This window comes from Pseudomonas sp. microsymbiont 2, assembly GCF_054788395.1.
In genome coordinates, this window is sequence record NZ_CM139112.1 from 3042847 (window position 1) to 3054866 (window position 12020).

Annotated in this window: 11 protein-coding genes, 1 pseudogene and 1 riboswitch; all 12 genes and pseudogenes read left to right on the forward strand. The window is 67.6% G+C overall.

Annotation, left to right across the window (positions count from 1 at the left end; translation table 11 throughout):
- Position 1 precedes the first annotated feature (1 nt).
- The 12 genes and pseudogenes from paaB (at position 2) to ACYUME_RS13695 (ending at position 12012) form a co-directional block, all read left to right on the forward strand.
- Positions 2-283 (forward strand): 1,2-phenylacetyl-CoA epoxidase subunit PaaB, encoded by a 282-nt coding sequence (gene paaB, locus ACYUME_RS13640; RefSeq protein WP_134690727.1) that lies wholly within the window; start codon positions 2-4, stop codon positions 281-283.
- A gap of 8 nt (positions 284-291) precedes the next feature.
- The gene (gene paaC, locus ACYUME_RS13645) at positions 292-1050 is read left to right on the forward strand and encodes a 1,2-phenylacetyl-CoA epoxidase subunit PaaC (protein ID WP_460415091.1); all 759 of its coding nucleotides are present in this window, start codon (positions 292-294) and stop codon (positions 1048-1050) included.
- Positions 1037-1558, forward strand: coding sequence for a 1,2-phenylacetyl-CoA epoxidase subunit PaaD (gene paaD, locus ACYUME_RS13650; RefSeq protein ID WP_460415093.1), 522 nt, complete (start codon positions 1037-1039; stop codon positions 1556-1558). The genes paaC and paaD overlap by 14 nt, the downstream gene beginning before the upstream one ends.
- 15 nt (positions 1559-1573) lie before the next feature.
- The gene (gene paaE, locus ACYUME_RS13655) at positions 1574-2650 is read left to right on the forward strand and encodes a 1,2-phenylacetyl-CoA epoxidase subunit PaaE (protein WP_279886906.1); all 1077 of its coding nucleotides are present in this window, start codon (positions 1574-1576) and stop codon (positions 2648-2650) included.
- A gap of 170 nt (positions 2651-2820) precedes the next feature.
- A complete protein-coding gene (locus ACYUME_RS13660; RefSeq protein WP_460415095.1) occupies positions 2821-3129 on the forward strand; it encodes a DUF485 domain-containing protein in 309 nt (102 codons plus the stop codon).
- Positions 3120-4688, forward strand: a pseudogene (locus tag ACYUME_RS13665) (cation acetate symporter); the annotation flags it as partial. The gene ACYUME_RS13660 and the pseudogene ACYUME_RS13665, both read left to right, overlap by 10 nt.
- Before the next feature lie 34 nt (positions 4689-4722).
- Complete coding sequence (locus ACYUME_RS13670) at positions 4723-5955, forward strand: OprD family porin (protein ID WP_460415097.1); 1233 nt, start codon at positions 4723-4725, stop codon at positions 5953-5955.
- 36 nt (positions 5956-5991) lie between these two features.
- A complete protein-coding gene (gene paaZ, locus ACYUME_RS13675) occupies positions 5992-8043 on the forward strand; it encodes a phenylacetic acid degradation bifunctional protein PaaZ (RefSeq protein ID WP_460415099.1) in 2052 nt (683 codons plus the stop codon).
- A 166-nt stretch (positions 8044-8209) separates the two neighbouring features.
- A riboswitch (cobalamin riboswitch) is annotated at positions 8210-8416 on the forward strand.
- Positions 8417-8524: 108 nt separating this feature from the next.
- The gene (locus tag ACYUME_RS13680; protein ID WP_460415101.1) at positions 8525-9301 is read left to right on the forward strand and encodes an ABC transporter ATP-binding protein; all 777 of its coding nucleotides are present in this window, start codon (positions 8525-8527) and stop codon (positions 9299-9301) included.
- Complete coding sequence (locus ACYUME_RS13685) at positions 9298-10260, forward strand: ABC transporter substrate-binding protein (RefSeq protein ID WP_460415103.1); 963 nt, start codon at positions 9298-9300, stop codon at positions 10258-10260. Before ACYUME_RS13680 ends, ACYUME_RS13685 begins: the two co-directional genes overlap by 4 nt.
- Positions 10257-11282, forward strand: coding sequence for a FecCD family ABC transporter permease (locus ACYUME_RS13690; RefSeq protein ID WP_460415105.1), 1026 nt, complete (start codon positions 10257-10259; stop codon positions 11280-11282). The genes ACYUME_RS13685 and ACYUME_RS13690 overlap by 4 nt, the downstream gene beginning before the upstream one ends.
- A gap of 1 nt (position 11283) precedes the next feature.
- Positions 11284-12012 (forward strand): (2Fe-2S) ferredoxin domain-containing protein, encoded by a 729-nt coding sequence (locus ACYUME_RS13695; RefSeq protein WP_460415107.1) that lies wholly within the window; start codon positions 11284-11286, stop codon positions 12010-12012.
- Positions 12013-12020 lie beyond the last annotated feature (8 nt).

Below are 12020 nucleotides of genomic sequence, written 5' to 3' on the forward strand. Positions count from 1 at the left end.
CATGTCCACCTGGACCCTTTACGAAGTCTTCGTGCGCAGCAAGCACGGCCTGAACCACAAGCACGTCGGCAGCGTGCATGCCGCCGACGCCGCCATGGCCATCGAGAATGCCCGTGAGCTCTATACCCGCCGCAGCGAAGGCGTCAGCCTGTGGGTAGTGCCTTCGGCACTGATCATCGCCTCCTCGCCCGACGAGAAAGACCCGCTGTTCGCCCCGGCCGACGACAAGGTCTACCGGCACGCCAGCTTCTACGAGCTGCCCGCCGAAGTCGGCCATATGTGAGGCGCGCCATGCACAAGCAAGCACTGATTCAATACCTGCTGCTGCTCGGCGACAGTGCCCTGATCCAGGGCCAGCGCCTGTGCGAGTGGTGCGGCAAGGCGCCGGCGCTGGAGGAAGAACTGGCGTTGATGAACGTCGGCCTCGACCTGGTTGGCCAGGCCCGCAACTGGCTGGAATACGCCGCCGAGCTGCTCGACGATGGCCGCGATGCCGATGCCCTGGCGTTTCGTCGCGACGAGCGCGCCTTGCGCAACCTGCTGCTGGTCGAGCAGCCCAACGGCGACTATGCCGTGACCATGCTCAAGCAGTTTCTCTACGACGCCTGGCACCACGCCGTGCTCGAAGACCTGTGCGCCTCGCGCGACGAGCGCATCGCCGGCATCGCCGCCAAGGCCTGCAAGGAGGTGACCTACCACCTGCGCCGCTCGGGCGAGTGGGTGCAGCGCCTGGGCGGCGGCACCGAGCAAAGCCGTCGACGCATGCTCGATGCCATCCCGGCGCTGTGGCGCTTCACCGTCGAGCTGACCGCCGCCAGCGACGGCGAGGCGCAACTGGCCCAGGCCGGCATCGCCGCCGAGCCGACGCAGGTCGCCCGCCGTTGGCTGGCCACGGTCGGCGCGATCTTCGCCTCGGTCGAGCTGCCGCTGCCCCAGCCCGCGGGCCACTTCTATCTCGATGGACGCAAGGGGTTGCACACCGAGCACTTGGGCCTGCTGCTGGCCGAGATGCAGTTCCTGCCGCGAGCCTATCCCGATGCGACCTGGTGAGCTGATTGCCGGCGATCGGGGCGCCCGCGCCATGCGCGACGGCGACCTGGCCCACGCCTGGACGGTGCTGACCGAGGTGATGGATCCGGAAGTGCCGGTGGTCAGCGTCGTCGACCTTGGCATCGTCCGTGACCTGGCCTGGCGTGCAGGCCACCTGCACCTGGTGGTCACCCCGACCTATTCCGGCTGCCCGGCCACCGAGGTGATCGAGCAGGACATTCGCCAGGCACTGGAGCAGGCCGGCTTCGCCGAACCGGCCCTGGAGCGTCGGCTCACTCCAGCCTGGAGCACCGACTGGATCAGCGACCAAGGTCGCGAACGCCTGCGCGCCTATGGCATCGCCCCGCCTGCCGGCAGCGCCAGTTTGCACGGGCAACCCAGTGTGTGCTGCCCGCAATGCGCCAGCAGCGACACCGAACTGCTCAGCCAGTTCGGCTCCACCGCCTGCAAGGCCCTGTATCGCTGCCGCGCCTGCCTGGAACCGTTCGACTATTTCAAATGCCTGTGAGCCGTGGAGAACGCCATGAGCCAGTTTCACCGCCTGACCGTCAAGCAAGTGCGTCAGGAGACCCGCGACGCGGTGTCCATCGCCTTCGATGTGCCCGCGCACCTGCAAGGCGATTTCCGTTTTACCCAGGGCCAATACCTGGTGATGCGCACCCACCTGGACGATGAAGAGGTGCGCCGCTCCTACTCGATCTGCAGCGCTGTACAGGATGGCGAACTGCGGGTCGCGGTCAAGCGCGTGCCGGGCGGGCGCTTCTCGGCCTTTGCCAACGAAGTGCTCAAGGCCGGCCAGCAGCTCGAGGTGATGCCGCCGTCAGGCAGCTTCTTCGTGCCGCTGGACCCAGCGCGGCGCGGTCATTACCTCGGCGTGGCCGCCGGCAGCGGCATCACGCCGATCCTGTCGCTGATCGCCACGACGCTGGCCAGCGAACCGCACAGCCGCTTCACCTTGCTGTATGGCAACCGAGCCAGCAACAGCGCGCTGTTCCGCGATCGCCTGGAAGACCTGAAGAACCAGTATCTGGAGCGCCTCAACCTGATCTTCGTGTTCAGCCGCGAACAGCAGGATGTCGACTTGTACAACGGTCGCATCGATAGCGACAAGTGCGCGCAGTTGTTCTCCCGCTGGCTCGACGTGAAAGCGCTGGACGCCGCGTTCATCTGTGGTCCCCAGGCGATGACCGAGACCGTGCGTGACAGCCTGCGGGCCAATGGCCTGGCCAACGAGCGCATCCATTTCGAGCTGTTCGCCGCCGCCGGTGGCCAAGCCCGTCGCGAGGCCCGCGAGGCGGCGCGCCAGGTGGACTCGGCAGTCAGTCATGTCACCGTGATCAGCGATGGTCGCGCGCTGGCCTTCGATCTGCCGCGCAACACCCAGAGCGTGCTCGACGCCGGCAACGCCATCGGCGCCGAACTGCCCTACTCGTGCAAGGCCGGCGTGTGCTCGACCTGCAAGTGCAAGGTGATCGAAGGCGAGGTGGAGATGGACAGCAACCATGCCCTGGAGGACTACGAAGTGGCGGCCGGGTACGTGCTGTCGTGCCAGACCTTCCCGTTGAGCGACAAGGTGGTGCTCGATTTCGATCAGCTCTAGCACCGCGGCGCCTGCTTCGCGGGTAAACCCGCTCCCACAGGTACATCGGCGCCCTCAAGATCAGCGCCGTCCCTGTGGGAGCGGGTTTACCCGCGAAGAAGCCAACACCGACACCAGCAACACCCGCGTGACCTGAAAAAACAATTACAACAACCAGAGAGAACGCTCCCATGACACCCGAACACCTCGAGTCCATCAGCAATCACCCCGCCTTCGTGCAACTGATCAAGCGCAAACGCCGTCTCAACGGCTCACTGACCCTGACCATGCTTGTCGCCTACTACGGCTTCGTCCTGCTGGTGGCCTTCGCCCCCGGGGTACTCGGCCAGTCCCTGAGCGGCGGCGTGACCAGCGTCGGCATGCTGGTCGGGGTGTTGATGGTGCTGCTGTCCTTCGCCCTCACCGGCATCTACATGCATCGTGCCAACCGCGTCATCGACCCGCTCAACGACCAGGTCCGGCAGGAGTGCGCACGATGAACTGGACCGCCATCTCGATGTTCCTGGTGTTCGTCTGTTTCACCCTGCTGGTGACCCGCTGGGCAGCCCTGCGCACCCGTTCGGCCAGCGACTTCTACACCGCCGGTGGCGGCCTGACCGGCATGCAGAACGGCCTGGCGATCGCCGGCGACATGATCAGTGCCGCGTCCTTCCTGGGCATCTCGGCGATGATGTTCATGAACGGCTACGACGGCCTGCTCTACGCCCTGGGCGTGCTGGCCGGCTGGCCGATCATCCTGTTCCTGATCGCCGAGCGCCTGCGCAACCTGGGCAAGTACACCTTCGCCGACGTGGTCTCCTATCGCCTGGCCCAGACCCCGGTACGCCTGACCTCGGCCTTCGGCACCCTGGCCGTGGCGCTGATGTACCTGGTGGCGCAGATGGTCGGCGCCGGCAAGCTGATCGAGCTGCTGTTCGGCATCAGCTACCTGTACGCGGTGATGCTGGTGGGCGTGCTGATGGTGCTGTACGTCACCTTCGGCGGCATGCTCGCCACCACCTGGGTGCAGATCATCAAGGCGGTGATGCTGCTGTCGGGCACCACCTTCATGGCGTTCATGGTGCTCCGGCACTTCGGCTTCAGCACCGAGGCGATGTTCGCCAGCGCCGTGGCCGTGCACGCCAAGGGCCAGGCGATCATGGCGCCAGGGGCGCTGCTGTCCAATCCGGTGGACGCCATTTCCCTGGGCCTGGGCATGATGTTCGGCACCGCCGGCCTGCCGCACATCCTCATGCGCTTCTTCACCGTCAGCGACGCCAAGGAAGCGCGCAAGAGCGTGTTCTACGCCACCGGCTTCATCGGCTACTTCTACCTGCTGCTGATCGTCATCGGCTTTGGCGCCATCGTCATGGTCGGCACCGAGCCGTCCTACCGCGACGCCACGGGCGCGATCATCGGCGGCGGCAACATGGTCGCGGTGCACCTGGCCCAGGCGGTGGGCGGCAACCTGTTCCTCGGTTTCATTTCGGCGGTGGCTTTTGCCACCATCCTCGCCGTGGTCGCGGGTCTGGCACTGTCCGGCGCCTCGGCGGTATCCCACGACCTGTACGCCTGCGTGGTGCGCAAGGGCCAGGCCAGCGAACGGGAAGAAATGCGCATGTCGCGCATCGCCACCCTGGTGATCGGCCTGTTCGCGGTGGTGCTGGGGCTGCTGTTCGAGTCGCAGAACATCGCCTTCCTCTCCGGCCTGGTGCTGGCGGTGGCCGCCTCGGTCAATTTCCCGGTGCTGCTGCTGTCGATGTTCTGGAAAGGCCTGACCACCCGCGGCGCGGTGTGCGGCAGCCTGGCCGGCCTGTTCTCGGCCATCTTGCTGGTGGTGCTGGGCCCGGCGGTATGGGTCAACGTGCTGCACCACGAACGGGCGCTGTTCCCCTACAGCAACCCAGCGCTGTTCTCCATGTCGCTGGCCTTCCTCGGCGCCTGGGCGTTCTCGGTGACCGACGGCTCGCAGCGCGCTCGCGAAGAGCGCGGACGCTACCTGGCCCAGTTCATTCGCTCCATGACCGGCATCGGTGCCGCCGGCGCCAGCAAGCACTGATCTCAAAACAATAACAATATCGGGAACAACAACAATGAACCGCATGCGTCTCACGTCAGCCGCCTGGCTGGCGACCCTCGCCCTGCCCCTGCCGGTCATGGCGGATTTCATCGACGACAGTCACGCGCGCATCGAACTGCGCAACCACTACATCAACCGCGACTTCCGCCAGGACAACGCGCCACAGAACAAGGCCGAGGAATGGGGCCAGGGCTTCACCGCGCGCTTCGAGTCGGGCTTCACCGACGGACCAGTCGCTGTCGGCGTGGATGCCATGGGCCAGCTGGGCATCAAGCTCGACTCCAGTCGCGACCGGCGCAATACCGGCCTGCTGCCCTATGGGCCGAACAGCCTGGAACCGGTGGACGACTACAGCGAACTGGGCCTGACCGCCAAGCTGCGGGTGTCGAAAAGCACGCTGCGCCTGGGCACCTTGCAGCCGATCCTGCCGGTGGTGGTGTACAACGATACCCGCCTGCTGTCCTCGACCTTCCAGGGCGGCCTGCTGACCAGCCAGGAGCTCGACGGGCTGACCTTCAACGGCGGGCGCCTGACCAAGAGCAACCTGCGCGATTCCTCCGGGCGTGACGATATCGGCTATGGCGCCGCGAACAGCGATCACTTCGATTTCGCCGGCGGCAGCTATGCCATCACCCCGCAGACCAGCGTCAGCTACTACTACGCCAAGCTCGAGGAGATCTATCGCCAGCAGTATGTCGGGCTGCTGCACACCCAGCCCCTGGCCGAAGGCGTGAGCCTGCGCGGCGACCTGCGCTACTTCGACAGCCGCGGCGATGGCGCCGAACGCGCAGGGCGCATCGACAACCGCAACTTCAACGCCATGTTCACCCTGGGTGTCAAGGCGCACAAGTTCACCGCCACCTGGCAGCAGATGTCCGGCGACAGTGCCTTCCCGTTCCTCAACGGCGGCGATCCGTACACCGTCAACCTGGTGACCTACAACACCTTCACCCGTGCCGGCATCGACTCCTGGCAACTGCGCTACGACTACGACTTCGTCGCGCTGGGCATCCCCGGCCTGAGCTTCATGACCCGCTACACCGACGGTCGCCACGCCGAGACCGCCACCGTCGGCAACGGCCGCGAGCGCGAACGCGACACCGACATCACCTACGTCATCCAGAGCGGCCCGTTCAAGGACGTCAGCCTGCGTTGGCGCAACGTCACCTTCCGCTCTGGCAACGGCCTGACCAACGCCCTGGACGAGAACCGCCTGATCATCGGCTACACCCTGGCGCTGTGGTAACTGCGCCCTGTCCTTTAGAACTGCTTGGAGAACAGCATGTCCGCCGCCCCTACCCTGCAAAGCTTCATCGCCGGTCGCTGGATCGGCCAGCACGGCGCCCAGGCTCTGCGCAGCGCCCTCGACGGCCACATCCTGGCCCACAGCCCAGAAGAACGCCCGGACTTCGCCGAAGCCGTGGACTTCGCCCGCGCCCAGGGCCTGCGACAGTTGCTGGCCATGGACTTCCAGCAGCGCGCCGCGCGCCTGAAAGCGCTGGCACTGTACCTGGCCGAACGCAAGGAACAGCTGTACGCCCTTTCCCACCACTCTGGCGCCACCCGCGCCGACAGCTGGATCGACATCGAGGGCGGCAACGCCACGCTGTTCGCCTATTCCAGCATGGGCCGACGCGACCTGCCGTCGGGCAACCTGATGCATGAAGGCCCGGCGATTCCGCTGGGCAAGCAAGGTCATTTCGCCGGCAGCCACATCCTGGTGCCACGCGCCGGCGTGGCCGTGCATATCAATGCCTTCAACTTCCCGATCTGGGGCATGCTGGAGAAGTTCGCCCCGACCTTCCTCGCCGGCATGCCGTGCATCGTCAAGCCGGCCACGTCGACCAGCTACCTGAGCGAAGCCGTGGTGCGCCTGATGCACGCCTCCGGCTTGCTGCCGGCCGGCAGCCTGCAACTGGTGATCGGCGGCGCCGGCGATCTGCTCGACCGCCTGCAAGGCCAGGACGTGGTGACCTTCACCGGTTCCGCCGACACCGCCGCCAAGCTGCGCGTCACGCCGAACCTGATACGCCACTCGGTGCCGTTCACTGCCGAGGCCGACTCGCTCAACTGCGCGATCCTGGGGCCGGACGTCAGCCCCGACAGCGAGGAATTCGAGCTGTATATCAAGGAAGTGGCGCGGGAGATGACCACCAAGGCCGGGCAGAAATGCACGGCAATCCGTCGCGCGATCGTTCCGGCCAGGCATCTCGATGCCGTGGCCAGCCACCTGCGCGAACGTCTGCGCAAGGTGGTGGTGGGCGATCCTTCGGTGGAGGGCGTGCGCATGGGCGCATTGGCCTCCCACGATCAGCAACGCGACGTCGCCGAGCGCGTGCGCCTGTTGCTGGACAGCTGCGACCAGCTGCTGGGCGCCAGTGACGGCTTCGCGCCGGTAGGCCAAGGCGTGGCCGAAGGCGCGTTCTTCGCCCCGACCCTGTTGCTGGCCCGTGATCCCCACGGCGATGGCGGCGCCCACGATATCGAGGCGTTCGGCCCGGTCAGCACGCTGATGGCCTATGACGACCTCGATGAAGCCCTGGCCCTGGCCGCCCGTGGCAAAGGCAGCCTGGTGGCGACCCTGGTGACCGCCGACCGCGCCGTGGCGGCCCGCGCCATTCCGGTTGCGGCCGCCTGGCACGGGCGTCTGCTGGTGCTCGACAGCGAAGCGGCCAAGGAATCCACCGGCCACGGCTCGCCTTTGCCGCAACTCAAGCACGGCGGCCCAGGGCGTGCGGGGGGCGGCGAAGAGCTGGGTGGCTTGCGCGCGGTGAAGCACTACCTGCAGCGCGCCGCGGTCCAGGGCTCACCGAGCATGCTGATGGCCGTGACCGGCGAATACGTGCGTGGCGCCGAGGTGATCGAGACCGAGGTCCATCCCTTCCGCCGTCATTTCGACGACCTGCGCATCGGCGAGTCGCTGCTCACTCACCGTCGTACCGTCACCGAAGCCGATCTGGTCAGCTTCGGCTGCCTGTCGGGCGATCACTTCTACATGCACTTCGATGACATCGCCGCCAAGCAGTCGCAGTTCGGCAAGCGCATCGCCCATGGCTACTTCGTGCTGTCGGCGGCGGCCGGGTTGTTCGTCAGCCCCGGTGAAGGGCCGGTGCTGGCCAACTACGGCCTGGACACCCTGCGCTTCATCACGCCGGTGGGCATCGGCGATACCATCCAGGCGCGGCTGACCTGCAAGCGCAAGATCGACCAGGACAAGGCCAGCCCGCTGGGGCAGCCCCAGGGCGTGGTGGCCTGGGATGTGGAAGTGACCAACCAGCTGGGTGAGCTGGTGGCCAGCTATGACATCCTGACGCTGGTGTCGAAGCGCGAGTAGCACATAACCCATTGACTCAGCGGGGCGCTGTGGGAGCGGCTTTAGCCGCGAACACCGGCGCAGCCGGTGCCATTCACCGTGGCGCCTGCTTCGCGACGGTTCGGCGTCCCGACAAACCCGCTCCCACAGGGTGCGCGCATTGACTCATCCGCGCATAAATGCTCAGATGCGCCCCTTGTTTTCAGGTGTCCCTGGCCGCCGCGCCAGGGGTTAAACGGGAAGCCGGTACCGCGCCTTGCGCGGGTAGTCCGGCGCTGCCCCCGCAACGGTAAGCGAGCAAGGCATTCGACAGACCACTGTGCCGCCGGCATGGGAAGGTGAATGCCCCATGACCCTCGCAAGCCCGGAGACCGGCCTGGAACCCCTGTTGGCTACTCCCGCGGTGGGCGGGTGCGCGCCGGTCTTGCGGCCTCCTGCTGTCTGCAATGCCTTCACGCACGCTCACCGTCGGACTCATTCACTTCGCGACGGTGGCTTTTCCATGGCTTCGCCCCTCCTGCGCATCGAGCGCCTGCGCTGGTCGCCATTCTCCGGCGGGCCGCCCCTGCTCGAGGGCATCGACCTCGACGTGCACCCCGGCGAGTGCGTCGGCCTGATCGGCCCCAACGGCAGCGGCAAGACCAGCCTGCTGCGCTGCGCCTACCGCTTCAGCCGGCCGCAGGCCGGACAGGTACTGTTCGAGGGCCAGGACATCTGGCACCAGCCACCGCGCTGGTTGGCGCAGCGCATCGCGGTCATGCAGCAAGAATTTCCCGAGGACTTTGGCCTGAGCGTGCGCGACGTGGTCGCCATGGGCCGTACCCCGCACCTGGGTTGGCTGGACGGTGACGGCGACCCGGCGCCGATCGACCAGGCCCTGCATCAATTGGGCCTGGACGCGCTTGCCGGGCAGGGCTTCAGCGGCCTGTCCGGTGGCGAGAAGCAACGCGTGCTGCTGGCCCGCGCCCTGGCCCAGCAGCCGCGCCTGCTGGTGCTGGACGAGCCGACCAATCACCTGGACCCACGCCACCAGCTCGCGCTGCTGCACCACCTGCGCGGTACCGGCCTAAGCCTGCTGGCCAGTTTCCATGACCTGAACCTGGCGGCGACCTACTGCGATCGGCTGTACGTGATCGAGCAAGGGCGCATCGTCGCCCAGGGCACGCCCGCCCAGGTCCTGACCGAGCAGTGCCTGGCCGAGGTATTCGGTGTCCACGCCCTGGTCGACCGCCATCCCGTGGGGCAGCACCCACGCATCACCTGGATCAGCCACGCATGAAGCGCCTGCTCTGCACCCTGCTCGTTGCCCTGCCCCTGCACGCCCTGGCCGGCGACTACCCCGTCAGCGTGCGCAGTTGCGACCGCGACGTGACCTTCGCGCATGCCCCGCAGCGGGCCGTCAGCCACGATGTCAACCTGACCGGCATGCTGCTGGCCCTGGGCCTGCGCGAGCGCATGGTCGGCTACAGCGGCATCAGCGGCTGGAAAAGCCTCGATCCGTCGATGCGCCAGTCCTTGCGCGGCCTGCCGGAACTCGCCCCGCGCTACCCGTCGGTGGAGAACCTGCTGGATGCCGACGCCGACTTCCTGTTCGCCGGCTGGAGCTACGGCATGCAGGTCGGCGGGCCGGTCACCCCGCAGCGCCTGGCGGCCTTCGGGATCCCGGTGTACGAGCTCAGCGAGTCCTGCTCGCGCATCATGCCCAGGCCGCCCGCGAGCCTCGACGACCTGTACACCGACCTGGCCAACCTGGGGCGGATCTTCGCTGTGGCCCCTCGGGCCGAAACCCTGATCGAGCAGCTGCGCCAGCGCGTGGCGCGGGTGACCACTGCACTGGCCGGCGCGCACGCCCGGCCCCGGGTCTTTCTCTACGACAGCGGCGAAGACCGCCCGACCACCTCTGGCCGCCTGGGCATGCCCCAGGCGCTGATCACCACGGCAGGTGGCGACAACGTCATGGCCGACGTGCGGGCCAGCTGGACCGAAGTCAGCTGGGAAAGCGTGGTCGAGCGCGACCCCGAAGTCATCGTGATCGTCGACTACGGACCGACATCCTGGCAGCACAAGCGCGACTTCCTGCTCCAGCATCCAGCCCTGGGCGACGTCACCGCCATCCGTGAGCGGCGCTTCGTGGTGCTGTCGTACCTGCAGGTGACGCCCTCGGTGGACAACGCCGCGGCGATCGAGCACCTGGCGACCGCCCTGCATCCACGGCTGTTCGCCGGAGCCCGGCAGTGATGCCGGTGCGCAGCCCGGCAGCCTATCGCCTGCTGCTGGGCGGGCTGCTCGTCGCCTTGCTGCTGTCCTGCCTGCTGTCATTGGGCTTTGGCGCGGCGCAGGTGCCGTTGGCCAAGGTGCTGGATATCGTCCTGCAGGCGCTGGGAGTCGCCCAGGGTGGCGATGTCAGCCGCGGCCAGGCGCAGATCGTCTGGCAACTGCGCGCGCCACGGGTGCTGCTCGGCGCGCTGGTGGGCGCTGGGTTGGCCCTGGTTGGCGGCGCGCTGCAGGCGGTGACACGCAATCCGCTGGCCGACCCGCACCTGCTGGGCGTGAGTTCCGGCGCTGTGCTGGGCGCCGTTGTCGTGGTGCTGTTCCTCGGCCCGTTCGCCGGGGTCTTCAGCCTGCCGCTGGCGGCCTTCCTCGGGGCGCTGGGTTGCATGGTGCTGGTGATGGGCGTGGCCAGCCGGCGCGGTCGGCTGGACAGCGACCGGCTGCTGCTGGCCGGGGTGGCGGTGTCGTTCGTGGTGATGGCACTGGCCAACCTGCTGCTCTACACCGGCGACCCACACGCGGCCAGTTCGGTGATGTTCTGGATGCTCGGTGGCCTGGGGCTGGCGCAATGGTCGCTGCTGTGGCTGCCGGCGCTGGCCGTGCTGGGCGGGTTGCTCCTGCTGATGGGCCTGGCGCGTGCCCTCAATGCGCTGATGAGCGGTGAGCAGACCGCCGTGAGCCTGGGTTTCGACACTCGCCGGGTACGCGCCCAGGTGTTCGTGGGCTGCGCGCTGCTGACCGGGGTGCTGGTGTCGCTGTCCGGCGCCATCGGCTTCGTCGGCCTGATGCTGCCGCACATGGCGCGGCGCCTGGTCGGTGCCGAACATCGCCGGCTGCTGCCGGCCTGCGCGCTGCTCGGCGCGCTGTTCGTGGTGTGGGTGGACATGGCGGCGCGCACCCTGATCGCGCCCCAGGACCTGCCGATCGGCATCGCCACGGCGGCGATCGGTGGGTTGTTCTTCATCATGCTGCTGCGCAGGAAACCCTGAAATGAGCCATGACCAGGTGCTGTTCGTCGGGCCCGACCTGTCCACCGGCAGTGCCAGCGAAGCCTTTCGCCAGCAATTGCTGGCGTTGCGCGGCCCCACGGTAGTCGATGCCCTGATCGATACCGCGACAGGCTTCGACGCGCTGTGGCTGGCGGTACGGCGCTTTATCGACCAAGGCTGCGGCACGCTGTTGCTGATCGACCTGGACCCCAGCGCCGACAGCGCCTACCTCGACTGGCTGCGCAGTGAGCTGGCTCAGCTGGCGGGCTCGGCCGAGGTCGCCGGGCGGCTGTTCGTCAGCACACCGCTGCTGGGCCGCCAGCCGCTGTCGGCGAGCCGCGCCTGCGCGCTGATCGAGCAGGGTGACGAGCAGGCGAGCTGCGCGGGCGTGGCCGATGTCGCGGCCAAGCCCGACTGGTCACGCATTCCGCCGCACCGCCATCAACTGTTCCTGTGCATCGGCGCGCGCTGTATACGGCGTGGCGCCCTGCCCCTGTGGAAGCACGTGCGTCAGCGCCTGGCCGCCGCGTCGGCGATCGAAACGGCGGACGGCGTGCTGATCACCCGCACGCACTGCCAGTACCCCTGCAACCGTGGCCCGATCGCCACCGTGCACCCCGCCGGCCATTGGTACCAGGTCGCCAACCTGGCCGACGCCGACCGCCTGGTGGACGAACAACTGCTCGCCCATCGCCCTGCCGAAGCCATCCTGATCGCTCGCCAGCCCTGAGGCAGGCA

Coding starts and splice junctions, on each gene's coding strand:
- paaB (WP_134690727.1), top strand. CDS start 2: ATGTCCACCTGGACCCTTTACGAAGTCTTCGTGCGCAGCAAGCACGGC.
- paaC (WP_460415091.1), top strand. CDS start 292: ATGCACAAGCAAGCACTGATTCAATACCTGCTGCTGCTCGGCGACAGT.
- paaD (WP_460415093.1), top strand. CDS start 1,037: ATGCGACCTGGTGAGCTGATTGCCGGCGATCGGGGCGCCCGCGCCATG.
- paaE (WP_279886906.1), top strand. CDS start 1,574: ATGAGCCAGTTTCACCGCCTGACCGTCAAGCAAGTGCGTCAGGAGACC.
- ACYUME_RS13660 (WP_460415095.1), top strand. CDS start 2,821: ATGACACCCGAACACCTCGAGTCCATCAGCAATCACCCCGCCTTCGTG.
- ACYUME_RS13670 (WP_460415097.1), top strand. CDS start 4,723: ATGAACCGCATGCGTCTCACGTCAGCCGCCTGGCTGGCGACCCTCGCC.
- paaZ (WP_460415099.1), top strand. CDS start 5,992: ATGTCCGCCGCCCCTACCCTGCAAAGCTTCATCGCCGGTCGCTGGATC.
- ACYUME_RS13680 (WP_460415101.1), top strand. CDS start 8,525: ATGGCTTCGCCCCTCCTGCGCATCGAGCGCCTGCGCTGGTCGCCATTC.
- ACYUME_RS13685 (WP_460415103.1), top strand. CDS start 9,298: ATGAAGCGCCTGCTCTGCACCCTGCTCGTTGCCCTGCCCCTGCACGCC.
- ACYUME_RS13695 (WP_460415107.1), top strand. CDS start 11,284: ATGAGCCATGACCAGGTGCTGTTCGTCGGGCCCGACCTGTCCACCGGC.